24 protein-coding genes and 1 tRNA gene are annotated in these 24410 nt (G+C 60.4%); 10 read left to right on the top strand and 15 right to left on the bottom strand.

Features of this window, described 5'->3' with window-relative positions; translation table 11 throughout:
* Nucleotides 1-23: 23 nt before the first annotated feature.
* The gene (locus tag AS026_RS18580) at nucleotides 24-1004 is read right to left on the bottom strand and encodes a quinone oxidoreductase family protein (protein ID WP_062370942.1); all 981 of its coding nucleotides are present in this window, start codon (nucleotides 1002-1004) and stop codon (nucleotides 24-26) included.
* Nucleotides 1005-1013: 9 nt separating this feature from the next.
* Nucleotides 1014-1742 (bottom strand): phosphatidylcholine synthase, encoded by a 729-nt coding sequence (pcsA, locus tag AS026_RS18575; RefSeq protein ID WP_025660973.1) that lies wholly within the window; start codon nucleotides 1740-1742, stop codon nucleotides 1014-1016.
* A 247-nt stretch (nucleotides 1743-1989) separates the two neighbouring features.
* Here pcsA and AS026_RS18570 point away from each other — a divergent pair, with 247 nt between their 5' ends.
* Entirely contained in the window at nucleotides 1990-2802 is an 813-nt protein-coding gene (locus tag AS026_RS18570; RefSeq protein ID WP_025660972.1) for a ferredoxin--NADP reductase, read from the top strand.
* Nucleotides 2803-2847: 45 nt separating this feature from the next.
* On the opposite strand, the gene AS026_RS18565 is transcribed toward AS026_RS18570, so the two are convergent.
* From AS026_RS18565 to AS026_RS18545, 5 genes are all read right to left on the bottom strand, one after another.
* Nucleotides 2848-3465: a GntR family transcriptional regulator gene (locus AS026_RS18565; protein WP_062370940.1), complete on the bottom strand. Its 618-nt coding sequence runs from the start codon at nucleotides 3463-3465 to the stop codon at nucleotides 2848-2850.
* A 247-nt stretch (nucleotides 3466-3712) separates the two neighbouring features.
* Nucleotides 3713-4921 (bottom strand): ABC transporter permease, encoded by a 1209-nt coding sequence (locus AS026_RS18560; RefSeq protein WP_062370938.1) that lies wholly within the window; start codon nucleotides 4919-4921, stop codon nucleotides 3713-3715.
* Nucleotides 4911-5627 (bottom strand): ABC transporter ATP-binding protein, encoded by a 717-nt coding sequence (locus AS026_RS18555; protein ID WP_062370936.1) that lies wholly within the window; start codon nucleotides 5625-5627, stop codon nucleotides 4911-4913. Before AS026_RS18555 ends, AS026_RS18560 begins: the two co-directional genes overlap by 11 nt.
* Before the next feature lie 12 nt (nucleotides 5628-5639).
* Nucleotides 5640-6932, bottom strand: coding sequence for an efflux RND transporter periplasmic adaptor subunit (locus AS026_RS18550; protein ID WP_062371022.1), 1293 nt, complete (start codon nucleotides 6930-6932; stop codon nucleotides 5640-5642).
* Nucleotides 6933-7282: 350 nt separating this feature from the next.
* On the bottom strand, nucleotides 7283-7474 hold the full coding sequence (locus AS026_RS18545; RefSeq protein ID WP_062370934.1) for a hypothetical protein: 192 nt from the start codon (nucleotides 7472-7474) through the stop codon (nucleotides 7283-7285).
* A 441-nt stretch (nucleotides 7475-7915) separates the two neighbouring features.
* Between AS026_RS18545 and AS026_RS18540 the strand changes: the two genes are divergently transcribed.
* Nucleotides 7916-7991, top strand: a tRNA-Lys gene (locus AS026_RS18540).
* A 621-nt stretch (nucleotides 7992-8612) separates the two neighbouring features.
* Here the strand turns inward: AS026_RS18540 and AS026_RS18535 are convergent.
* A complete protein-coding gene (locus AS026_RS18535; protein ID WP_018855004.1) occupies nucleotides 8613-8819 on the bottom strand; it encodes a hypothetical protein in 207 nt (68 codons plus the stop codon).
* 782 nt (nucleotides 8820-9601) lie between these two features.
* Here AS026_RS18535 and AS026_RS18530 point away from each other — a divergent pair.
* Nucleotides 9602-9853, top strand: coding sequence for a GlsB/YeaQ/YmgE family stress response membrane protein (locus AS026_RS18530; RefSeq protein ID WP_025660968.1), 252 nt, complete (start codon nucleotides 9602-9604; stop codon nucleotides 9851-9853).
* 61 nt (nucleotides 9854-9914) lie between these two features.
* Here the strand turns inward: AS026_RS18530 and AS026_RS18525 are convergent, their stop codons facing one another.
* On the bottom strand, nucleotides 9915-10196 hold the full coding sequence (locus AS026_RS18525; RefSeq protein ID WP_007793703.1) for a hypothetical protein: 282 nt from the start codon (nucleotides 10194-10196) through the stop codon (nucleotides 9915-9917).
* A 217-nt stretch (nucleotides 10197-10413) separates the two neighbouring features.
* Here AS026_RS18525 and AS026_RS18520 point away from each other — a divergent pair, with 217 nt between their 5' ends.
* The 6 genes from AS026_RS18520 to AS026_RS18495 are packed head-to-tail and all read left to right on the top strand — an operon-like array spanning nucleotide 10414 to nucleotide 16347.
* Entirely contained in the window at nucleotides 10414-12306 is a 1893-nt protein-coding gene (locus AS026_RS18520) for a peptidylprolyl isomerase (RefSeq protein ID WP_062370932.1), read from the top strand.
* Nucleotides 12307-12321: 15 nt separating this feature from the next.
* Nucleotides 12322-13338, top strand: coding sequence for an anthranilate phosphoribosyltransferase (gene trpD, locus AS026_RS18515; protein ID WP_062370929.1), 1017 nt, complete (start codon nucleotides 12322-12324; stop codon nucleotides 13336-13338).
* Nucleotides 13339-13347: 9 nt separating this feature from the next.
* Nucleotides 13348-14160, top strand: coding sequence for an indole-3-glycerol phosphate synthase TrpC (trpC, locus tag AS026_RS18510; RefSeq protein WP_062370927.1), 813 nt, complete (start codon nucleotides 13348-13350; stop codon nucleotides 14158-14160).
* A 1-nt stretch (nucleotide 14161) separates the two neighbouring features.
* Nucleotides 14162-14659, top strand: a complete 498-nt coding sequence (gene moaC / locus AS026_RS18505) for a cyclic pyranopterin monophosphate synthase MoaC (RefSeq protein ID WP_062370925.1) — start codon at nucleotides 14162-14164, stop codon at nucleotides 14657-14659.
* Nucleotides 14656-15879: a molybdopterin molybdotransferase MoeA gene (locus AS026_RS18500; protein ID WP_062370923.1), complete on the top strand. Its 1224-nt coding sequence runs from the start codon at nucleotides 14656-14658 to the stop codon at nucleotides 15877-15879. The genes moaC and AS026_RS18500 overlap by 4 nt, the downstream gene beginning before the upstream one ends.
* Nucleotides 15880-15930: 51 nt before the next feature.
* On the top strand, nucleotides 15931-16347 hold the full coding sequence (locus tag AS026_RS18495) for an ACT domain-containing protein (RefSeq protein ID WP_062370921.1): 417 nt from the start codon (nucleotides 15931-15933) through the stop codon (nucleotides 16345-16347).
* Nucleotides 16348-16360: 13 nt separating this feature from the next.
* Here AS026_RS18495 and AS026_RS18490 read toward each other — a convergent pair whose 3' ends face one another.
* The 6 genes from AS026_RS18490 to AS026_RS18465 form a co-directional block, all read right to left on the bottom strand.
* Nucleotides 16361-17056 carry a class I SAM-dependent methyltransferase gene (locus AS026_RS18490; RefSeq protein ID WP_062370919.1) on the bottom strand — a complete coding sequence of 232 codons (696 nt, stop codon included), beginning with the start codon at nucleotides 17054-17056 and terminating at the stop codon, nucleotides 16361-16363.
* A 14-nt stretch (nucleotides 17057-17070) separates the two neighbouring features.
* A complete protein-coding gene (locus AS026_RS18485) occupies nucleotides 17071-17502 on the bottom strand; it encodes a GNAT family N-acetyltransferase (protein WP_062370917.1) in 432 nt (143 codons plus the stop codon).
* Nucleotides 17503-17562: 60 nt separating this feature from the next.
* Complete coding sequence (locus AS026_RS18480) at nucleotides 17563-19431, bottom strand: DEAD/DEAH box helicase (RefSeq protein WP_062370915.1); 1869 nt, start codon at nucleotides 19429-19431, stop codon at nucleotides 17563-17565.
* Nucleotides 19432-19528: 97 nt separating this feature from the next.
* Nucleotides 19529-21388 (bottom strand): CHASE2 domain-containing protein, encoded by a 1860-nt coding sequence (locus AS026_RS18475; RefSeq protein WP_062370913.1) that lies wholly within the window; start codon nucleotides 21386-21388, stop codon nucleotides 19529-19531.
* A gap of 5 nt (nucleotides 21389-21393) precedes the next feature.
* Nucleotides 21394-21933 carry a FecR domain-containing protein gene (locus AS026_RS18470; RefSeq protein ID WP_062370911.1) on the bottom strand — a complete coding sequence of 180 codons (540 nt, stop codon included), beginning with the start codon at nucleotides 21931-21933 and terminating at the stop codon, nucleotides 21394-21396.
* Nucleotides 21934-22027: 94 nt separating this feature from the next.
* Entirely contained in the window at nucleotides 22028-23185 is a 1158-nt protein-coding gene (locus tag AS026_RS18465) for a citrate synthase (RefSeq protein WP_062370909.1), read from the bottom strand.
* A gap of 87 nt (nucleotides 23186-23272) precedes the next feature.
* Between AS026_RS18465 and AS026_RS18460 the strand changes: the two genes are divergently transcribed.
* Nucleotides 23273-24361: a citrate synthase/methylcitrate synthase gene (locus AS026_RS18460; RefSeq protein ID WP_062370907.1), complete on the top strand. Its 1089-nt coding sequence runs from the start codon at nucleotides 23273-23275 to the stop codon at nucleotides 24359-24361.
* Nucleotides 24362-24410: the final 49 nt, after the last annotated feature.

The following is a 24410-nucleotide window of genomic DNA, read 5'->3' as shown; positions in this document are numbered from 1 at the left end:
GCCGACCCTGCCCATTCGGGTCATTATGGGATCAGCAGCGTAGTTCCGGTAGTTCTTCTGGACTCCAGATCCATGTGAGCCCGTCCGACTTCACGCAATGGATAGGTTTGGTTGATATTGATACGCACTTTGTTGCTCAAAACAACATCAAATAACGCGTTTGCACAATTGGTTAGCTCTTCGCGTGTTGCGATGTAGGCGAAAAGCGTGGGCCGTGTTGCAAAGAGCGATCCCTTCTGCGCGAGCATGGCAAGGGTGAAGTTCTCGATCGGTCCTGAGGATTGGCCGAACGAGACGAACATGCCGAACCGTCGCAGGCAGTCGAGCGATTGCGGAAACGTGTCGCGGCCAAGCGAGTCGTAGGCGACGTGGACCCCTGCCCCACCGGTGATCTCGCGCACGCTCTCTACAAAATTCTCGGTGTTATAGTTGATAACGTAGTCGTAGCCATGCTCGAGTGCCAAACGCACCTTGCTATCTGACCCCGCGGTGCCGATCACCGTTGCCCCGAGCGCCTTGGCCCATTGGCCTGCGATGAGGCCTACGCCACCGGCGGCGGCGTGAAACAGGATCGTCGTATCCGGGCCAACCTTGTATGTCCGGTTGAGCAGGTATTCCGCAGTCATTCCCTTCAACATCATCGAGGCTGCGGTTTCCAGGGGAATTCCATCCGGCACCTTTACGAGGTGCTTGGTCTCGACGTTCCGCTCGACGCTGTATGCGCCATCCGCACCGGCATAGGCGACCCGATCGCCAATTTTGAAATCCTCTACATCAGGCCCGACAGCGATGACAGTGCCAGCCGCCTCCTTGCCCGTCACGAAAGGCATATGCGGCGCCTTGTAGAGACCTGTCCGGAAGTAGACGTCTATGAAGTTAAGGCCGATGGCTGCATGCTTGATCTGCACTTCGCCTGCGCCGGGCGGCGGCAGGTCGATATCGACATATTCAAGAACCTCGGGTCCACCGGTCCTGCTGAATGAGACCGCCTGCGTCTTCGCCATCGTCTTCTCCTAGGTTCTACGTCCAAGCGCCGGGAAGAACTGCAGCACGGCGCCGACGCAGTAGAGGTAGATACCGCTAAGGATAAAGAGGACAAGCGCCCACTGCGGGATCACGAAATGCGTCAGAAGCGCATACATTCCGAGCGCCGACCATAGGAAGAAAACACCGAGGTTGAGCGGACGCAGGCGCTGGACGCGGACAGGATGGAGAAAATTGATCGGCAGGAAGGTCAGGATGACGGAAACGATGACGACGACAAGTGCTGTGATCGCGCTGGCATCGATGACGAAAAGCGTAAAGACGATCATGTTCCAGACTACTGGGAAGCCGGAGAAGAAGTACTCGTCCGTCTTCATTCCGGTATCCGCGTAGTAGATTGCACTCGATACGACGATCATGCCTGCCGCCACGAAGGACCATGGTTCGCCGATCATGCCACTCTGGTAGAGGGCAAAGGCCGGCAATAGAACGTAGGTGACATAGTCAATGATATTGTCGAGCGTATCGCCCGACCAGTTTGGCAGCACCTCCTTGACGCTCACCTTGCGAGCAATCGGTCCGTCGATACCGTCAACTAGAAGCGCAAGGCCGAGCCACCAGAACATGTCGATGAACCGGTGCTCGGCAGCAGCGACCACGCCGAGGAACGCGAGAAAAGATCCGGATGCCGTCAGAATATGGACGGAAAATGCGCGCATCTCCGCGTAAGGTACGCGCTTGTAATTGAAAATCTTCATGTTTCCCCGAGCAGCCTATGGCGTCCGCGCATGGCAGACGCGGTTTTTGGCTTAATATGCATCCTTTGCTTCGCTTCGCCAGCGCAAAAGCGACGAAGCGACGCAAGGGGCAGGAATCCTGACGATGACACGCATATTTCGTTCAAGTCGCATGAGAAAGAATGGAATACCTTTAATCCCGACACTATTTGTAATATCTCGCTGGCATCGATAACATTGTGCGATGAATACGGGATCCGATACCGAAATGAACGCCCCTGCAAAGACCGAAGACTTCGCCTCCCCGATTCCGGCCGGAGTCTATGCCGAAACCGTGCTTAGCGTGACGCATTATACGGACCGCTTGTTCCGGTTCACGATGACGCGCCCGCAGGGTTTCCGTTTCCGGTCCGGCGAATTCGCGATGATCGGGCTGATGGTCGAAGGCAAGCCGATTTTCCGCGCCTATTCGATCGCAAGCCCCGCCTGGGCGGAGGAGCTGGAGTTTTTCTCGATCAAGGTCCCGGATGGTCCGCTGACCTCGCATCTGCAGGCGATCAAGCCAGGCGACCAGGTTCTGATGCGCAAGAAGCCGACGGGCACGCTGGTGCTTGACGCGCTGACACCCGGCCGTCGTCTCTATATGTTTTCGACCGGCACCGGTATCGCCCCCTTCGCGAGCCTGATCCGCGATCCAGAAACCTACGAGAAGTACGAGGAAGTCATCCTCACGCACACGACCCGCGACGTAGCGGAACTGAAGTACGGCTTCGATCTCGTCGAGGAAATCAAGAACGACGAACTTCTGCAGGAGATAGTCGGCGACAAGCTGCGCCACTACGCGACGGTCACCCGTGAAGACTTCGCCTATCGCGGCCGCATCACGGATTTGATCTCGGCGGGCAAGCTTTTCACCGATCTCGGCGTTCCGCCGCTCGATCCATCAATCGATCGCGGTATGATCTGCGGGTCCTCGGCGATGCTGAAAGATACCAAGGAACTGCTGGAAAAGGCTGGCCTCAACGAGGGCGCAAACAGCAAGCCGGCGGAGTTCGTTATCGAGCGGGCATTCGTCGGCTAAATCAGCCAAGATAGAAGCGTTCACGGCCCCGGAATGGGGCCGTTTTCAATTGTGGCTACTGAGATACTTGATGAGGGCGCCCATCGTCCGGTTGGCGTCCTGGGATCTGCCCTGCTGAATGGCCCGTACGACCTCGACGTGCAGAGAGATGGATTGATCCATCCTGTCGGGACTGCTGGATGCAGACCAGAGCCGACGGGAATGGGTCTGAACCGGTCCGAGCGCCGATGTTATGAAACTGTTCGGGCAGGCTTCTTCCAGGATTTCGTCAAAGGTCTTGTCCGCGGCGAAGAATGCCGCCAAATCGCCGGTCGTGGCGGACATTTCCATCGTCTGGGCACATTCACCCAGTTCCCTGCGCTGCTCTGATGTCGCAAAGTCGGCTGCCAGGGCGGCAGCGATCGGCTCGAGCTCGCGGCGAACCTGCATGACGTTCTCATGGTCCGTCGGCTTGATTTCGGCCACCTGCAGCCCGACACGCGGCTTCACCACGATGAGCCCTTGCCACGCCAGCTTCTGGATCGCTTCGCGCACCGGCGTGCGTCCGTGACCGGCAAGGTCGATCAGATGCTTCTCGGTAACCAAGGCGCCCGGCTGCAACGTCAGCGTCACGATCGCATGTTCCAGGGTGAGATAGGCACGGTGGCTGAGTGAGTTCTGCATCCGCGTATTCGGCTCCAGAAAATGTGTGCGTGTTGTGAAGCGACTGTAACGCTAATGATATATCAGCGTTCTTTCGAACGGCAAGCCGCGGGAGCGCCTGGATCTTCCGGCGATGCGTCTTCTCAATCACGGTGAAATGGCAAGTGGCCTTGCAGCGTGTGGTGACGCAAGAGCGCTGGCCAGCGCCTCGCGCCTAACCCGATGAGGCATGCAGAGCAGCGGCCCGGCCGAAACCAGGTGCCTCCGCTCACTCGTGCCTCAATGCGTCGATCGGGTTGAGCTGCGCCGCACGGCGAGCGGGGAAGTAACCGAAGACCATCCCTATCGCGGCGGAGAACGCGAACGCCACAGCGATCATCGTGGGGCTGACCACGAACGGCACCTTCAGCACGGTCACTGCTCCATAACCAAGGCTGACCCCCAGCAAAATCCCTGCGATCCCACCAAATACGGAGAGTGCCACCGCCTCGACAAGGAACTGCAGCAGCACCTGGCTTTCCAGTGCGCCGATCGCCAGGCGTATGCCGATCTCGCGGGTGCGCTCGGTCACTGACACCAGCATGATGTTCATGATCCCGATCCCGCCAACAAGCAGGCTGATCGCGGCGACCGCTCCGAGCAAGCTGGTCAACAGTGTCGTGGTACCGGTCATTGCGTCAGCAATCTGCGTCATGTCATTGACGCTGAAGTCATCGTCACGCCCCGGCACGATCTTGCGCCGCTCCCGAAGCAGGTTTTCGGTTTCGGTCTGAACTTTCGATGTCGACACCCCGTCGCGCGCCGAGATCACGATCATCTGGACATTGGCGTTCGCTTTGCCGCCGACCCGGCGTTGATAGACCTTGACGGGCATGACGACGACGTCGTCCTGATCGTTGCCCATGCCGGACTGCCCGCGCTTGGCAAGGACACCGATGATGCTGCAGGAAACTTTGCCGACGCGAATCTGCTGCCCTGTGGGATCGGCGGCGCCGAAGAGTTGCGAGCGTACCGTTTCTCCGAGGATGCAGCGCGGGCGTCCGCGTTCTTCCGCCGCGTCAAAGGTGCGGCCGATCGCCATGTCCCAGTCCTGCGCGATGAAGTAGTCGTTGTTCGTCCCCATCACGGTCGTAGAGTGGCTCTGCCCGCCGTAGATGACGGTCGCGGTCGTCTGATTGAGCGGCGCCACGGCGCGCAGGCCATTGACCTGATCGCGGATGGCGTCGACGTCCTTGATCGTGAATCGGCGTGCTTCCGAACTTGGGCGACCGGGACCGAACTGACCCGGACGCGCGAACAGCATGTTGGTGCCGAGCCGTGAAAGCTCGGCCGAGACCTGGGCGGTCGTACCGTTGCCGATCGTCACCAATGCGATGACGGCCGCCACGCCGATGACGACGCCGAGCACGGTGAGGAACGAGCGAAGCATGTTCCTGCCGATTGCTCGCAGCGCAAGTTTCAGCGTCTCAAAGAACATGATCCGCCCTCCCGCGATGCTCGAGCTCGGTCTCGAGCTTGCCGTCTATGAAACGCAGCAGGCGCTGAGTGTAGGCAGCAATATCGGGCTCGTGCGTGACCATGACGATCGTGATGCCCTGTTCGCGGTTCAGTCGCGTCATCAGGTCCATGATCTCGACGCTGGTCTTCGTGTCCAGATTGCCGGTTGGCTCGTCCGCGAGAAGCAGAGAGGGCTCGGTCACGATCGCCCGGGCAATCGCGACACGTTGCTGCTGGCCGCCGGACAGTTCCTGCGTCTTGTGATGCTCACGCCCGAAAAGCCCCACAAGCCCGAGCGCCTCCTTGGCCTTGCGGTGGCGCTCGCTCGCATGCATGCCGCGATAGATCAGCGGCAACTCGACATTCTCCAACGCCGAGGTGCGCGGCAGCAGGTTGAACCCCTGGAATACGAAGCCGAGCATATGACGGCGCAGCAATGTCAGCTGGCTGCGGTCGAAACCCTGTGTCGATACGCCTTGGAAAAGGTAGTCACCGGCGCTCGGCACATCGAGACAACCAAGAATGTTCATGGCCGTCGACTTGCCCGAGCCGGAAGGTCCCATGATGGCGACGAATTCGTGTTCGCGGATCGACAGATCCACCCGGTCGAGGGCGCGGATGGCCGCCTCTCCTTGACCATAGATCTTCGAGACCTGTTTGAATTCGATGAGTGGCGGGCTCTGCATCGTGAGCCTCGCCTACTTCGCCTGAGTAGCGTCGGTAATCACGGCATCGCTTTCCTTCAGGTCACTGGAAACGATCTGAGTGAATTGCCCGTCGGAAGACCCCACCTGGATGATCACTGGTGCCGGCTTGCCTGCTTTCAGCACCCATACGCGCCGCTTTGCTCCGGTCAGGGCTTCGCCCTGGTTGCCGCTCCGTGGGCCCATGCGCGGTGGTCGGAGCAGGCCGAAGATGCCGCGGCCGCGGGGAGACTCTGCGGCCGGGGGGGCATAGCGAAGGGCCGAATTTGGAATCATCAGGGTATTCTCGACCGCCTCAACGGTGACGTCAGCGGTGGCGGTCATGCCAGGACGCAGCAGCAGGTCAGCATTGTCGACCGACAGGATCGCCTTGTAGGTCACGACGTTGTTCGTGGTCTCGGATGCAAACCGAATCTGCTTGATCTCGGCTGGAAAGGTCCGGTTGGGATAGGCATCAACCGTGAACGTCGCCTTCTGGCCGACGGCAATCTGACCGACATCGGCCTCGTCGACATCGACCTGCAGTTCCATCTTCCGCAGATCGCCGGCGATGACGAACAGCACCGGCGCGGACAAGGACGCTGCGACCGTTGCACCGGGATCAACCGAACGCGTGAGAATCACGCCGTTGATCGGCGAGACGATCTTCGCCTTGGCGAGGTTGACTTCGGCCAGCCGCAAATCAGCCTCAGCAGAAAGCACGGCAGCGACGTTGATGTCCTTTGCGGCGACCGCGGAATCGAACTTATAGCGCGCATCTTCGAGGCTCTGCTGCGTAGACACGTTGCTCTGAACGAGGTTGCGGGCTCGTTGGAACGAGCTCTGGGCCGACTCGAGGTCGGCGGTGGCCTTCACGACGTTTGCTTTCGCCGAATCGAGTTTCGCCCGCGAACTCTTGACGTCCGCCTCAAGCTTGTTCGTATCGAGAGCGCCAAGGACCTCGCCGGCCTTGACCTCGCTGTTGTAGTCGACGTTCACCTCGCGAACCGTACCCGACAGCTCGCTTGATATATCCACTTGCTCAGTCGGCTGCACGGATCCGGTTGCCGTAACCAGCACGGTCAGGTCGCCGCGTTTGATAGGTTGAGTGGCGTAGCTGTATTGGTTGCCTTCTTGCCGCACATAGAAATAGGCCGCCCCGCCGGCCGCAAGAATCAGCAGAAGCAATACCAATAGGTGACCACGCCAACGGCCCTTCGACTGTTTGCGTGAAGCCGCAAGGACGGTCGCCAGGTCGGCGCTCGCCTTGGTCGGCTTGGTTTCGTGCATACTCTTGACGTCGTTCATTCCGGCCTCGATCAACATGCTGCCAACGCAGCCGCCAGCAAGATGATCATGTCGCAGCTGAACGGCAGATTAGCATCGGCCCGGATTGGCACGAAATGACGGTCGAATGAAATGAAATCTTGGTAATGAAAGTTCAGTTTCCGTAGGCTGAAATGGGACCGAGAAGATTCGCTTTGTATTGGCCGTCGCTCTTTAGCTGGGCCTTCGACCTCTTCGATCTGCAGCCGCTGAAACGGCAGAACCGTCGTGGAGAGCTGCAGCCCGGACTGACCGAGCGATGGCCACACCGCAACGGCGACAAAAGCGAATCCACTCGATTTGTTGCAGTCCTTATGCGTTTGATAGAACCATTAGTGAACCGGTAGACGCCGCTTAGCGGCCATGAGCAGATCGAGTTCCGTGGCCGATGGCCCGAATTTGTCATAGAGCCGCTTTGCCTCGGTTTCCTCTAGTCTATACTTCCTGGCAAACTCACCGAGGCTGTAAGGTCGCCCGCGCAACACTTTTCGGGTTGTCGTTGTGGGGGTGGTCACGCTGGTCATCGCAGTCTCCTTGTCTGTACAAGGAGCTAGCTAGAGCGTCATGTGACTTTGTGAAGGTATCGACCAGCCTCGGAAAGGATTGATTCGATTAAATCTTTTTCGGTGGAACCTTCTGATCCGTCGCGCATTTATATGCTGAGATTGTGAGCCGAGCCAAGCGGACTCGGCGGCGCGAGAGTATACCCGGATTTTTCCGCTTTCTCCGGGTCGTCAACACTATTCGAACTTTCGTCCGTCCGGTTCATGACCTCGTTTCCCCCAACTTTTACAAAGCGCCCTCGGGCGCTTTTCTTTTTGGCCGTTTCCAGGGGGTCGCCTTTTCAGGCCCAGTCGCAAGAAATGTGCCTAATGCACAGGGAACGGTGATTTTTTGGTTGACCGCAATGGGGCACCTGCATATGTTCCGCGCACTTCCAGCCGGACGCACCGCTCGGCTTCAGGGAGAGCGTAGCTCAGCCGGTAGAGCAACTGACTTTTAATCAGTAGGTCATGGGTTCGAACCCCATCGCTCTCACCATGAAATCAAAGACTTAGTATAGTTTGGGACGGCGACTGCCTTGCGTCCTCGCACCACGTCCGTGTCTAATAGCTGCACGGGCGGCCGTTACTAGGTCTGAACCCATCTGCACAGGCTGGATTTACATAGCGATCGCGTAGATAGGCCGATGACGACCCGATTGATGAGGTCTGATCAGGGCTTGTGGTGCAGGCTGAGCTGATTGTGGAAAGGCCGATCAGCGCCACGGCCGCCAGAAATGTGAGAAATCTGTGCATCCGCGCTCCTCCGGAGGGCCATTGCTCACCACCGCGCGCAATCGCAAGCCCGGGCGAGACGGCACAGTTCATGAATCCGCTACCGCCGGCGAGTTCCAGATCCTCTTGGGCATCGCTATGCGGCGTGAGGCACGATGAAGCGAAACTCACCTGACATTATCCGACAGGTCACAGATTTTCCTCCTGTAGTGGGGTTGAACTCCACTCCGTGATGTCATCACTTTACTGGCGTGCTGGAAACGCTATTCACTACCCCGGCGCCGCGATGCCTGGATGTGCGGAGGTCTTTCCTGCGGGCAAATGCTGCTGCCTTGCCCGCAGATCTGGTGTCGTCGTCCTCGCCCCATTAGCAATATGACGCCTATCAATGTGACGTCGCCTTCCTGCTGGCCAACAACAGAATGTAGTCATCCGCTGCATCCGCTATTGCCATCGCCACTTCCGCCGGCGCCCACCCCTTTAGTTGCGCATCGCGGATGATCTGATGGAGCGCGGGTTCAACATCGGCGCGGCAATCGAGCAGGCGTTGATCATGAGTAGTGTCATTACGAACCGATTGAAGATTAATCATAGCTAGAACCCCTCTCATGTGAGGAAGCTACCATGACATAGATTGCAGGTTGAGCAAGCAAATGCTTAAGGAAACGCGCGATTTCGTTGAGAATGAGCTTTTTCGATGACACAAGCGGGGTCGGCAAAGCGATTCTCGGTATAATCAGCCATCTGAAACCACCACGGAAGCGTGATGGGTTTTGCGGGCGCCATCCGACGAGAGAGCTCCGGGCTCGTCTTCCGGAACAAAACTGATCGCATATTGGTATTATTCCTACGCGACTGATATACCGGAAAGTACGACGATTGGTATGCATTTCCGACGTTGTCGTCAAAACGTGATGACCCCGTGATACGCTGTTTTGTTCGCGACTTGGCAGCTGACGAATTTGTGCCTGCCTAGCGGAACCATTCAGCATCTCTCAAGGCGCACTCGACACCACGTCGAGTGTTTTGCAAATGGACGTCCAGTGGTTGTGGTTGCGTTAAGGGGGTGGCCGTCGAAAATTGTTCGGAAAGTGTGTTTGAAGGGATGTGAGGTCGATCGCACAGACTTTGCTGCCGTTGTCCTCGTTTTAGAGCGAACACATTTGCGTTGCGCAACCAAACGGATCGCCTATCTTTTCTCTCGGGGGAATTGAGTCTCACTGCCGGCATTGGACATTTGCGCAGCCTTTGCGTTCGACCTGCCTTACGCTGCCAAAAGCATACCTCTTCTGCCATGCACTGCCCCGGCCGTTACAGAGGCCTCAATTTCTGCCTCAAGCGTTGACTTCGTAGTTTCTCTGGAAGGAAAATCATATGGAAGACGCAGGCGTAGGTTGGGTAGCGGCTATCATTATCGGCGGCATTGCCGGGTGGCTGGCGGAAAAGTTCATGAACAGCAACATGGGCCTGTTGATGAACATCATTCTTGGCATTGTGGGCGCGATCGTTGCGAACGCCATCCTCTCTGGGCTGGGCATCGCGCTTGCCGGCTGGCTCGGGTATTTGATTGCTGGCTTCGTCGGCGCGTGCCTGCTCATTGCCGTTGGGCGAGTTATTCGTCGCTAGTTAAAAACCAAAAGCCGGGCGTCAACACGCCCGGCCCTTGCCTGGTCAAACGCCGTTCGATCTATCGACGGCTCATCAATCCGAAAAGGTAAGCGACGCCGGCTGTCACGGCGAGCGCGAAGATAGGTTCCTCCCTTACCTTGTCGCGCAGCCGTTCCGTCATGACCGATGCCTCATCGGCGACGGCGGTCTTGGCGCCGTGTCCAAGCGCCACAACGCTTTCGGACAGGCGTGCAAGGTCTTCGCGCAATGCGGCGACCTGTGCGGAAAGATCGTCTGCCGCGATCTCCGCCTTCACACGCGCGGTTGCGGACTGGGCGGAGGCGGTTTTCATATCGGCCATGGTCTGCTCCTCTTTTTCCGGATGCTCTTCAACGAATTGGTGCTGGGAAAGGTTCCGATGTCCGGTCTCTTTTGCGGCGCCAGGCGCTCCAGTATGACTGCAGATATAGCGCAGATGTTTTCGTGCGATAACCCTTCATTTCCTGCTGGCTTTGTTCTAAGGAACGTCAAAAGCTTTGCCCGTGAACGGGCGAATATAATGCGAGGTTTGCGTTTCGATGTTCGATCTTCTGCGAAGAGCTGCTCACACCTGGGTTGCCAAGCTCCTTATGCTGCTACTTGTCGCCTCTTTTGGTATTTGGGGCGTGTCGCGCTCACTGATATCGGGCGGCACGAGCACGACGGTTGTCAGCGTCGGAGACCAGCACGTCGACGTCAACGAGTTTCGCCTCGCCTACCAGCGGCAGGTCGTAAATCTCAGCCAGCAGTTCGGCATGCGCCTGACGCCCGAGCAGGCGCGCGCCTTCGGTGTGGAGCAGCAGGTTCTGGCACAGTTGGTCGCCGGCGCATCGCTCGATCAGTTGGCGGAAGACATGAACCTTGGCCTGTCGCAGGATCGGCTTGCGCAGCTGATCGGCGACGATCCAGCCTTCAAGGCGGTCAATGGTCAGTTCGATCGTACCCTCTTTACGTCGCGCCTGCGCAATGCCGGCATTCGTGAAGATGATTACATCAAGGAACGCAGCAAGGTCGCCGTTCGGAGCCAGATCGTCGACGCGGTATCGAACGGCTTCACGGCGCCGAAAACGCTCGTCGATGCGCTCAAGCTTTACCGCCAGGAAAGCCGCGGTATCGATTACCTGCTCCTAACCAACGCCAATATCGAGCCGATCAAGGCGCCTGCAGAAGACGTGCTCGCCAAGTGGTTTGAAGGCGCCAAGACGCGCTTCCGGGCGCCGGAATATCGCAAGATCGCGTTCCTGAAGCTGCAGCCGGAAGACATCGCCGATGCCGCCTCCGTTACGGACGACCAGATCCGCGAGGATTTCGAAAAGCGCAAGGAGAGCTTCCGCACGCCAGAGGCCCGTACGATCGAGCAGCTGACCTTCCAGAACAAGGATCTTGCCAATGCCGCGCTGGCCGCGCTGAAGACCGGCACGACGTTCGATCAGCTGGTGACCGATCAGGGCAAGACGGCAGCGGACGTGTTCCTCGGCGAGTTCTCCAAGGACAAGGTTCCGGATCAGGCGATCGCGGACGCGGCCTTCGCCGTCTCGAAGGATGGCGGAACGACGCCTGTTGTGGATGGTACGTTCGGTCCGGTCATCGTCCGTGTCAGCAACATCAAGCCTGAGAGCGTCAAGACCCTTGACGAGGTCAAGGAAGAGATCCGCAAGCAATTGGCCGTTTCCAACGCCTCGCAGGAGCTCATCAACGTTCACGATCAGATCGAGGATCTGCGCGGGTCGGGCTCGACGCTGGAACAGATCGCAGAGCAGCTCAAGCTCAAGGCGGTCGTGATCGACGCCGTCGATGCGACCGGTCTCGATAAGGACGGCAACGAGGTCAAGGATATTCCGGCCAAGCAGCAGGTTCTTGGGGCTGCCTTCAAGACTGAGGCTGGGGCAGACGCTCCTTCCCTCTCGATCGGCACCGACGGCTATCTTTGGTTCGACGTCCGCGACATCACGCCGGAGCGTGATCGGCCGCTCAGCGAAGTGAAGGATAAGGCAATCGCCGACTGGACCGCCGAACAGCAGAAGCTCGAACTCGCCAAAAAAGCCGAAGAGCTGAAGCAGCAGGCGCAGAAGGGAGCATCGCTGGCCGATATCGCGGCGCCGCTCGGCATTACGGTTGAAAGCAAGAGTGGTATCACCCGCGGCACCGACGATGCCGTTCTCGGCAGAGCTGGTGTCATTGCCGCGTTCTCGGGCCCGATCGACACCATTGCCAGCGCTGTTGGCGGCGATCCGACTACCCAGATCCTGCTCAAGGTCACTGAAGTCAACACGGAACCGACGGGTGACGTTCTCAACAACCAGGACCAACAGATCACCGCAACGGCAAACGCAGCCGGCGACGACATTCTCGATCAGATGGTCAACCTGCTGCAGACGCAGTACGGCGCATCGGTCAATCAACCTCTCGCCGAACAGGCGGCAGTCCGCTAAGGGGAACATAAGCGCATGACCGATCTGAAGCCGCTTTTGGCGAAGGCTGCAAGCCGCGAGCCTCTGACACGTGAGGAGGCCCGCGAGGCCTTCGACATTCTGATGTCGGGTCAGGCGACCCCTTCGCAGATCGGTGGCTTCCTGATGGCATTGCGCGTCCGCGGTGAGACGGTCGACGAGATTGTCGGCGCCGTGACGACGATGCGCTCCAAGATGCTGACCGTCGATGCCCCGGCTGATGCAATCGACATCGTCGGGACCGGCGGTGACGCAAGCGGGACCTACAATATCTCGACGCTGGCTGCCCTTATCGTGGCCGGTGCGGGTGTACCTGTCGCAAAGCATGGTAACCGGGCACTGAGTTCGAAATCGGGTGCGGCTGACAGCCTCGCCGCACTTGGTGTCAAGCTGGATGTAACGCCCGAGGTGATCTCGCGCTGCATTCGCGAAGCTGGCGTGGGCTTCATGTTTGCCCAGCAGCATCACTCTGCGATGCGTCACGTTGGGCCTACGCGTGTTGAACTCGGCACGCGCACCATCTTCAATCTACTTGGCCCCCTCTCCAATCCGGCCGGTGTCCGCCGCCAGTTGCTTGGCGTGTACGCGCCGCAGTGGGTCGTTCCGATTGCCGAGGTCATGCGCGATCTCGGCTCGGAAAGCGTGTGGGTTGTCCACGGCAACGGCCTCGACGAAATCACCACGACCGGACAGACGAGCGTCGCGGCACTCGAGGGCGGTAAGATCCGCACCTTCGAACTGTCTCCCGCGGATTTCGGCGTGGAGCCCTGCCAGCTGGAAGCCATCAAGGGTGGAGACGGTGTGGTGAATGCGGCGGCTCTGCGCGACGTCCTGAGCGGCGCAAAGAACGCGTACCGCGATATCGCACTCGCCAACGCAGCGGCCTCGCTGGTGATCTCCGGTAAGGCTGAGATGCTGAAGGATGGCATGCGGCTTGCTGCGCAATCGCTGGATAGCGGTGCGACGGCGGCAGCCCTCGATAAACTCGTCGCCGTGTCGAACGACATCGACTAGGATAGAGCCATGACCGACATCCTGAAGAAAATCGAACTATACAAGCGGGAAGAGATCGCCGCCGCAAAGGCGAAAGTGTCGCTGGCCGATCTGAAGGCGATGCAGGCGGATCAATCGCGGCCGCGCGGTTTCCACCGCTCGCTCGTTGCAAAACGTGAGGCCGACCAGTACGGCCTGATCGCCGAGATCAAGAAGGCCAGTCCTTCCAAAGGACTGATCAGGCCCGACTTCGACCCGCCGTCGCTGGCCAAGGCCTATGAACTCGGAGGCGCGGCATGTCTTTCGGTGTTGACGGACACGCCGAGTTTCCTGGGCGCGCCGGAATTTCTGATGGCGGCACGTGCCGCGTGTTCGCTGCCGGCGCTGCGCAAGGATTTCATGTTCGAGACCTACCAGGTCCAGGAAGCCCGTGCCTGGGGCGCCGATTGCATTCTCCTGATCATGGCGTCGCTTTCGGATGACGATGCAAAGCGCCTCGAGAATGAGGCTTTCGGGCTCGGCATGGATGTACTGGTGGAAGTCCACGACGCCGAGGAGATGGAGCGTGCGCTGAAACTCTCTTCCCCGCTCGTTGGCATCAACAACCGCAATCTGCGGACATTCGAAGTCAACCTCGAAGTCAGCGAAAAGCTGGCGCCGATGGTTCCAGAGGATCGCCTGTTGGTTGGCGAAAGCGGCATATTCACGAACGCGGATTGCAAGCGCCTGCAGGCGGTAGGCATCAACACGTTCCTGGTTGGCGAGAGCCTGATGCGCAAAGAAGATGTTACGGCGGCGACGCGCGCGCTCCTGTTCGCCGAAGCCGCTCAGGCGGTCGAGTGATATGAGCGGCCAATCCGGTCTCACCCACATTGATGCCTCCGGCGAGGCGCATATGGTCGATGTCGGCGATAAGGCCGAAACCACAAGGATCGCGACCGCCGAAGGCCACGTGCGGATGGCGCCTGCAACGCTTGATCTCATTCGCGCGGGCAACGCGAAAAAGGGCGACGTGATCGGCACGGCGCGCCTTGCCGGCATCATGGCTGCCAAGCAGACGAGCAACCTCATCCCGCTCTGCCATCCCCTGATGTTGACGAAAGTCTCGGTCGACATCGCGGAGGATGCCGATCTCCCTGGCTTGCGCGTAACCGCAACGGCGAAGCTGACGGGCAAGACGGGCGTCGAAATGGAAGCCCTGACAGCCGTTTCCGTCGCCTGCCTGACGATCTACGACATGGCCAAGGCCACCGATAAGGCCATGGAAATCGGGTCCATCCGGCTACTCGAAAAATCTGGCGGCAAGTCAGGAGACTTTCGTCATCCGGAGCACGGCAAATGAGCTTGCTGCCGGTTGCTGAGGCGCAGGAACGCCTGCTGTCGCGTGCTGAGCCAATCGAGACCCTTGAAACAGTCCCCTTGCCGGAGGCCGACGGTCGCGTGCTGGCGACCGATGTTGCGGCTAGGCTGACCCAGCCGCCTTTCGACGCATCTGCGATGGATGGGTATGCCTTGCGCGGTGACGAGGCCCCGGAGCCCGGCACCGAGCTGAAGCTCATAGGGATGTCGTCCGCCGGGCACGGGTTTGAGGGTGTTGTCGACAAGGGCGAGACCGTCCGTATATTCACCGGCGCCCCGGTTCCGTCCGGTGCGGATAGCGTGTTGCTGCAGGAGGATGCGGAGAAAATCGAGGGGGGCATCCGCACGACCTTTGCAGTTCGTCCCGGCCAGCACGTCCGGCCTCGCGGCCAGGACTTTGTCGAAGGCGAAGCGGTGCTGAAGGCCGGCACTGTATTGGACTTCTCTCGCCTGACTGTGGCGGCCGGAATGAACCACGCAACACTCGATGTCTGGCGTAAGCCCGTCGTTGCGTTGCTCGCGACCGGTGACGAATTGTTGCCACCTGGAAGCTCGCCCGCTCCCGCGCAGATCATTGCGTCTAGCACCTTTGGCATCGCTGCCATGGCCCGCAAGGCGGGAGCCGAGGTTCTTGACCTCGGAATCGTCCCCGACGACAAAGCCGCGATTTCGGCAGCGGTCGAGCGCGCAAGGCGGGCCGACGTCGACGTCATCGTTACGCTCGGTGGAGCATCGGTGGGCGACCATGATCTGGTGCAGGCAACGCTGCTCGCATCGGGCATGAAGCTCGATTTCTGGCGGATTGCCATGCGCCCGGGCAAACCCTTGATGGTCGGCAGCCTCGGCGAAACCCATGTGATTGGCCTGCCTGGTAATCCGGTGTCGAGCCTGGTCTGCGGGATCCTGTTCCTTGAACCGTTGATCCGTAAACTGGCCTCGCTGCCACCAGTCAGACGCGACGCGACCGTAGAGGCGGCTGCGACGCTTCGTGCCAACGACCAGCGGCAGGACTATGTCCGAGCCACGCTGTCGCGATCGTCATCCGGCGCGCTGGCGACAAGGCCGTTCACCAAGCAGGACTCGTCCATGATGAAGATCTTCGCCGAGGCCGACTGCTTGATCGTTCGTCCACCGCATGCACCGGAACTGCCCGCCGGAAGTCCCTGCCCAGTGATAATGCTGAGGCCGGACCTTCTGGGCTGAGGCCGTCCAGCCTGCCTTGGTTACTTCCTGGGAATAGAAAGCAGGATTGAGATGACGAAGCAGTCTGTCAAAGACACGCAGGCAATGCTGTCAGGCATGACGCCTGTGCTGGTGGCAGGTGAATTCGTATTCTGCGTGACCTCAGACGAGGATGTGGCTCGGCTTGCGGGTCCCGATGCATTGGCATGGTTTCGGGAGCAAGAAGGGATCTCCCTGATCCTCTCGAGAGGCCGAGCTGCGGAACTCGGCTTTAATTGCGATGCGCCGATGCGGCGTATCGTTCTTGAAGTCTTTTCGTCGCTGGAAGGTGTCGGCCTGACGGCCGCGGTTGCTTCTGCGTTGGCAGCCCGCTCAATCCCGTGCAACATGGTAGCGGCCTACCATCACGATCATGTCTTCGTTCCAGTCGCCATGGCGGATTTGGCGCTCGAGATCTTGCTTAAACTACAAGAAACGTCGTCGGCCTAGGCGTCGTCTTTGATCAGCCGGCGTCCGCCAGAGTGAACACGCCGCCGATCGCCCCCTGCCCGGTCGAACCGTCGCCGAAATCGGGCACAGCGTATTCAGCGACCAGCTTTAGGGCTGCGAGTGGCAGCGACTGCCTGCGCGGATCTCCAATGAGGACATCGACGCCTGCCTTGCGACTGGCCGCAAGGAACGGCAAAACCCTCTCTGCAAGCTGGGGATTGTAGAAGACGTCCCCAGCGAGGATGACATCGACATCCGGCGGGGAGCCGGCAAGCACGTCAGCGCTCGTCACTTCGATCGCGACGCCGTTCGCCGCCGCGTTGAGGCCAATCGCCGCGATCGCGTTCGTGTCGATCTCGGCTGCGATCACGAGGGATGCTCCGCATTTTCGGGCCACGATCCCGACGATGCCGGACCCTGCGCCGAGATCGAGGACGCGGCGGCCGCCAACGATGTCCGGATAATTCAGAATATGCCGAGCGAGCAGCGTTCCACCAGCCCAGTTGTAGGCCCAGTACGGCGGCGCATCCTCCGCGTCGCTGGTTCTGAGGCGCGACAGCCCACTGCCGGGATGAGCCGTGTAGAGAACTATCTCCTGCAGGCCGGGTGCGGGTTTCAGGTGAAGGTTTTCGACGATAAAGGCGCGGACATCCCGCGGAGAGAAAGCATCGCGATTTGGTTCAGCCTCAGGATGGCGGTGTCCGCTCATTCCGCTCGGCCGGATCAATAATTCTTCATCGCCAGATGCGGTATGCCGCCATCAGGGAATTCGTCGCCGAAGGCGGCAAATCCGAAGCGTTCGTAGAGTGCTATTTTATCGCTTTGTGCCGTCAGATAAAACCGGTTCTCACGGGCAGATCGGTGCTCGTTCATCGCATAGGTCAACATCGCGCTTGCGACACCATGTCCGCGCCATGCCTTGCCGACGGCGACACGGCCGATCTTCACATGCTCGTTCGCATGGATGATCCGGAGCGTCCCGCAGACCTCACCGCCTGCAACCGCGACGACATGATGCGCAGTAAGATCAAGCGCATCGAATTCTTCATCGGCGGGTACATTCTGTTCGGCTACAAAGACCGCGCGCCGGAGCTTGAACGCCTCATTGCAAAGGGTACTGAAAACAGGAACCGTTAAAACGATGGTATCTGCCATTGTCCTCTCCGCGGGTTCAAGCGGCGACGCAAGGCTGCGCCGCCGGTGGGATCATTATGCCTACTTTTTCGAGAACTTGGGCTTAGGGCCGCTGCCGCCCTTGCCCTCGAACTTCGGCTTGCCCGGCTTCTTGCCCCAAGGCTTCGAGTCGCGTCGCTCGTCGCTCCCGCCCTCGCCGCGGGCTTCCTTGCGGAAATTGCCTTTGGGGCGCTCATCCGTGAATTCACGACGCTCGCCAAAGGTCTTCTTGCCGGCATAGGGTTTTGCGGCGGTAAGTTTGCTGAAATCAGGCGTGCCGTTCAGCGGCGTCACGCGGATGCCGCGCTCCATCGTCTTGTTTGGACCGATCGACTGCAGGAAGCTGTCGGCGCTGGCCGCGGAAATCTCGACGTAGGTTTCCTCGGGCTGCATCTTGATCGCGCCGATCTCGCGCTTGGTCAGATTGCCATTCCGGCAAAGCATCGGGATCAACCATCGCGGCTCTGCATTCTGCTTGCGACCGACCGAAATCGAAAACCAGACGCTCGCGCCGAAGTCGTCGCGCGGACCTTTCTGATAAGGCTCCCGTAAACCCTCGGCATGCTCGCGGCGCTTGCCGCCACGGCTGTCCTGAACCGCGACCTCGATCAGATCCTCCGGCGCGGACTGGTTCGAACGATAGAGGTTGACGAAGGCTGTGGCGAGCTTTTCGGCGCCATGCGTATCGAGAAGCCGCTTGACCAAGTCCTGGGTTTCCTCGCTAGGGGCTTCATCAAAGATGGGGTCGGCAAGCAGACGGGCTTCATCACGTGCTATGACCTCTTCCGCTGACGGCGGACGAGCCCAGGCGGCCGAGATGCCGGCGTTGTCAAGAAGACGCTCTGCCTTGCGGCGGACGTTCAGCGGCACTATCAGCGCGCTGACGCCCTTGCGACCGGCGCGACCCGTGCGGCCGCTGCGATGAAGCAGGGTTTCGGGATTGGTCGGCAGGTCGGCATGAATGACAAGGTCGAGACCCGGCAGGTCGATACCACGGGCAGCAACGTCCGTTGCGATGCAGACGCGGGCGCGTCCATCCCGCATTGCCTGCAGCGCATGGCTGCGCTCGTTCTGCGTCAGTTCGCCCGACAGGGCGACGACGTTGAAGTTGCGATTGTGAAAGCGGGCTGTCAGATGGTTCACCGCCGCGCGCGTCGAACAGAATACGATGGCGTTGGTCGCTTCATAGTAGCGCAGGACATTGATGATCGCGTTCTCGCGGTCGCTCGGCGACACGACAAGAGCCCGGTATTCGATGTCGCCGTGCTGCTTTTCCTCGGTAGCCGTCGCGATCCGCACCGCGTTCTTCTGATAGCTCTTCGCCAGTTTCGCGATGGCTGCCGGCACCGTCGCCGAGAACATCAGCGTGCGACGGTCATCGGGGGAAGAATCCAGAATGAACTCCAGATCTTCGCGGAAGCCGAGATCAAGCATTTCATCGGCTTCATCAAGTACAACAGCCTTGAGGCCGGAAATGTCGAGCGCATTGCGCCTGATATGATCGCAGAGACGACCGGGAGTACCGACAACGATATGGGAGCCACGCTCCAGCGCACGGCGCTCGCTGCGGATGTCCATGCCGCCGACGCAGCTGACAATCAGCGCGCCCGTCGCTTCATAAAGCCATTCGAGTTCGCGCTTGACTTGCAGCGCGAGTTCGCGCGTCGGTGCGATCACAAGAGCCAGCGGTTCCGCTGCAGGGCCAAAGCGTTCCGCGTCCTCGAGCAGCGTCGGCGCCAGCGCGAGGCCGAAGGCTACGGTCTTGCCGGAGCCAGTCTGGGCCGAAACGAGGGCGTCCGACGCGGCGAGTGCAGGGTCGAGCATGGACTTTTGGACCGGCGTCAGCTCGGTGTAACCGCGCTTCACCAACGCCTTGGCGATCGCCGGAACGACGCCGTTAAAATCTGTCATGTTGTCTATCTTTCGGAAGTCTCACGCGCATGTTGCGCCCTAGCCGGCAATTGCCGGTGAAGAAGTTGGCCGTTCCTACTTGGTCAGGCGGCAAATGTCAAAGCGGATGTCCCTGCCATAGCCACACGTCGATGCCTTCGCTTCTGCCACGAATGCGTGCTTTTGCAGGGCCCTCGAGCCGGCCGGCGCGAAGCGGCGCGCTATCGGCGCCTGCCGCTTTCATCAGTGCGGCGCTCAACGCCAGTTCGACACCACGTTCTGCCGCGACCTCCATCAGGCGGCTGGCGACATTCACGGTGTCACCCGTTGCGGTAATCTGCTGGCGGCTGCCGGTTCCTAGGCGCGAGGCAACGACCGGACCGCAATGAGCTCCAACCTTGAAACCAGTCTTTCGGCCGCTCAGCGCGGGATGTATTGCAAGCCAGGGACGCATTCGCCCGCACAGGCGCACGGCGCACGCGGCGGCTCGCGCGGCGTCGTCATCGGCCGGTTGCGGCAGGCCGAAAAGAATCATCGCGCCATCGCCCATGAAGCTGGTGACCGCGCCGCCGTGCGAGCGTGCCTCCTCGTCGACCAGTTCGAAGAAATCGCTGAGAACTTCGCGGACATTCGTCGCGCCGATTGCTTCGCTCAAGCCGGTGAAGCCGGAGAGGTCGATGAAGACGACTGCGGCGTCTTGCCGGACCGGCTTTGCGAGAAAGTTGGGATCGCGGGCGAGCCACTCTCCCAGGCCCGGGGCCTCGATGCGCTGCAGGAGGTCGCTTTGCGCCGCAAAGTGTGCGGCCTGGCGACGATCCATCCAGATCTCGGCCGCGCCGAAAAGCAGCACGGGCGGCAGCGCCGCAGCGATTGGCAATGCCGCACTGAACCAATAGCCGTGCGCGAAGGCGACAACGTTCAGGGCGGCCCATGCAAGCGCCGCCGACGCAATGATAGCGTAGCCGATGGCGCTGCGTCGCCACGCAAGCAGGCTGATCAACAGCACCGGCAGACCCACCGCGATCAGCGAATCGAGCAGGCGCACATTGCGGTCCCTGATGATGCCGTCGCCGGCAATCAGATGCGTCGCTGCCGTCGCCATCACCTCGACGCCCGGCAATACCGGATCGAATGGAGTTGGGAAGACGTCGCCACCGCCCGTCACCGTGGAGCCGATCACGACGATCTTGTCCTCTATTGCCTTGGCGGGGAGGTTGCCGGCCAGCACATCCGCCGCGCTGAAAGTCGGAATGGTCCCGCGTGGACCATAGAAGGTGATCGGCAGGCGCTGCCCGTTGTCGGTCGGCAGATGCCGGTCGCCGAGCGCAAGCCCGCCAGGCGAGAATGCCGGATTGATACCCAGTGCCAGTGACGCCACCCGCAACGGAAATGATGCATCGACTCGTGCGCCGCCACGCGAGATCAGCGGAATGAAACGCGGTGTGCCTGACTCGTCGGTGGCGACGTTGACGACGCCAATGGCAGCAACGTCGGAAAAGCGACTCAGAGGCAACAGCATCTGGCTGGCTGCCGGTATCGCTGCCAGCGGATCATTGGCGTCGTGATCGACCGCCTGTGTGTCTTTCGGGAAGACGCCGGCGGCGGCGATAACGCTGGGGCTCTGATGGAGCGCCACGGCAAGCGCCGCATCTCCCTCTTCTGGTCCGGGATCAACCAGCAAAAGATCAAGTGCGATGACCTTCGGCTTGAAAGCGCTGACGGCGGCAACCACGCGGGCAAGCGTTGCCCGATTGAGAGGATAGCCGTTGTCGACGGCAGTCTGGTCGTCAATCGCAACAATGCTGGTAACCGGCGGAGGCTCCTTTGCGCCGATCACCGTGCTTCGCACGTCAGTAATGGAAGCTTCGAGGCGGTCGAGGAAACTCATGCTTCCCGAAAGATGCATATAGCCGAGGAGTCCGCCCCAGAGCGCGGATAGCAGCAGAGCAATCGTGACCAGGAGCCGTCTGCCCTGCATTGGCGTTATTGGCCGAGGCGGGCGAGCAGGGCCGCGCTACGGGCCGGCGGCCAGCGGCGGACGGTGAGTGGTGCGCTGCCAGGCGCGACATCAACACCCTCGCCTTCATTCAGAACGACGCGTGCTGCTGCTCCTGCCGAAGGACGGCCGACCGCTACGCGTCCGCGTACGACTAAGACAGAGGTCGTGCCGTTCTTGACATCGACAGCCCAACGTGTGCCGCGGACGGCGGCAATTGCCTGTGGTGTGACGACCTCGAATCCGTCCGGGTGCCGAGCCCGGTCGACATCGACGAGCACGGCCTTGTTGCGCAACGACACCGCATCCGGTCGCCCGTTGCGATTGCGGTCGACGGCGTTGAAGCGGGCCCCAGCCTCGGCGATGATCGTCACGCCATCCGCGCACCGCATGATCTGTCGCGCCGTTCCCGCCACGCGCGCCATCGTGCATCCGTTCGCTTGCGCAAGTGCCGGATCTGAGCTGAGCAGACAGGCAGCGCTTGCCCACGCGGCCAGCACCAGGAGCATTCTGGAGTTCACAAGCATATTCGTCCCCTACCTGAATGCATGGCCGGACAGCCCGGGCGTGCGACGGCATCATACGCTGATAGCTGCAGCACGCATGTCAAAACGTCAACGCCTATCCGACATTGTCTATCTTAAGCGGTCTTTCGATTGCCGGTCCAGTATAGCGCGCCCTCGGCCGAATAAGGCGGCCGCTCTCGATCTGCTCCATGGCATGAGCGAGCCACCCGACGGTTCGCGCGAGCGCGAAAATCACGAGGGGCGCATCATCGGGAAGATCGAAGGCGGCGCTCATGGCTGTCAGCGCGAAATCGATGTTGACGCCTTCCCCCACGATCTCTTGTCCCGCGGTCGCCAGTTCGGCGTAGCTCGGCGGCAAGTCGAACTGAGCCATCAGCGCCTTTGCCCTGATGTCTCCATCCGGATACAGAGGATGGCCGAACGCCGGCAGCGGTCTTCCCTGTGTCAACGCCTGCCGTATTGCTTGACTGGCATCGAGCGCGTCGACCTCTGCGATCAACGAGGCGACGCCATGCCAGGCGCCACCGTGGAGCGGTCCGCTCAAGGTCGATAGGCCCGACAGGACCGCGGCCGACAGCGTTGCGCCTGAAGAAGCAGCCACTCGCGAGGCAAAGGTCGACGCGTTGAGTTCGTGATCGGCAAGGAGCACAAGCGCGCGCCTGATGCAATCGGCGGCTTCTGGCCTGGACCAGCTGGTGGCGAGGCGCAGATGCAATGGTGAAGCTGCCGCATCTGGAGCAAGGACACTGGCCACGATCGAAAGAATACTTTCTGCTTCGGCTTGCAGTACGGTTGGCGCTCTGCCGAGAGTCGGTAAGTCGCGGGTCACGCGCTGTGCGAGCAAAACAAATGCCCGCTCTATCGACGGTCCCGTTTCAGAAGACTCGCTTGCTGCGGCTGTAATCGGTCCGGACTTCCACAGAAGTGCCGCGGTCTCCTCGAGCGTCGCATGTTCCGCCCATGTCGCCACATCACGGCCGCGATAGTAGAGTCGGCCATCCAGAATGGTGGAAATGGCAGATGGCAACACGGGATCGCCCCATTGGATGGCGTCTGCCGCAACTGTCTCGGTCTTTCGTCGGCCAGCGTGACGTGCGGCAAGCCGCATGACGTCGACCGCATTGTAAAGACTTCGCCGTGGATCGCTGGCATCTGCTTTGGCCCGGATACGGCCGCGACTTACATTGGCGTACAGCGTTTGTGGCTTGGTTCCGAGTTTCTCGAGCGCCTGCTCGGCTGTCAGCCAAAGCATTTTGTCCTCTTTACATTGATCATTTGCATCAAGATTGACGTCAATCAATCTAAGCTTGATCCTGTTGCACGTAAAGGAGAAAACACCATGAAAAACGGTTTGGAAGATGTTATCGCAGCGGAAACGCAGCTCTCCGATGTCAACGGCGAAGCGGGCCGCCTGATCATCCGTGGCGTGTCGCTCGATCATCTCGTATCGACAGCAACCTATGAAAGTGTTGCCGCGCTGTTGCTCGACGGCCTGACGGAACGGCATTTTGGTCCTGCAGAACTCCGCGATTGGTTGGGTGAAATGCGGGTGCGCCTATTTGCCCATGTGGCGGCCCTCCAATCGGACCTGCTGGCCTTGCCGCCAGTGGACGCGATGCGCGCTCTCATCGCTCGCCTGCCAGATGGCGAGGACTTCGAAGCGGCGCTTCGATTGCTGGCAGCGCCCGCAGTTTTCCTGCCGGCGATACTCCGTCTGCAGGCCGGCAACGAACCCGTGGCCCCGGACGCTTCGCTACCCCAGGCAGCCGACATCCTGCGCATGCTCACAGGCAGGATGCCGAGTGCGGAGCAGAAGGCTGCTCTCGACGCCTATCTTGTGACCATTTCCGACCATGGCTTGAACGCCTCGACCTTCGCTTCGCGCGTCATCGCCTCGACGCGGGCCGGCCTCACTTCATCAGTGCTCGCGGCGATAAGTGCGCTTAAAGGACCTTTGCATGGCGGCGCGCCGGGGCCTGTGCTCGATATGTTCGATGAGATCGGAGCCAGCGAGAATGCGCGCGGGTGGCTCGGTCGAGCATTGGATCGCGGCGAACGCCTGATGGGCTTCGGTCACCGCATTTACCGGGTGCGTGATCCGCGCGCCGATGCATTGAAGAAGGCGCTGCGACCGCTCGTCTTGGTTGGGCAGGTCGATCGCCAGCGCGTGGAGCTTGCGGAAGCCGTCGAACGTGCGGCGCTTGCTGTCCTGAGGGAGCGCAAGCCAGACCGGCCGCTGGACGTCAATGTCGAGTTCTACACCGCCTTATTGCTCGATGCGCTGGGCTTTCCGCGCGAATCATTCACCGGCGTATTCGCGATCGGCCGGACCGTGGGGTGGATCGCGCATGCGCGCGAGCAGGCGCTGCAAGGCAGATTGATCCGTCCTCGGTCGATCTATGTCGGGCCGGTGCCGCAGGCGGCGTGAGCATCGACAATAAGAAGAACCGGCGGTCCCAGCCGCCGGCATATCGTTT

This window comes from Rhizobium altiplani (assembly GCF_001542405.1).
GTDB classification, from domain to species: domain Bacteria; phylum Pseudomonadota; class Alphaproteobacteria; order Rhizobiales; family Rhizobiaceae; genus Rhizobium; species Rhizobium altiplani.
Note: the sequence above shows the minus strand (reverse complement) of the source record. Positions and strands in the feature narration are given on the sequence as shown.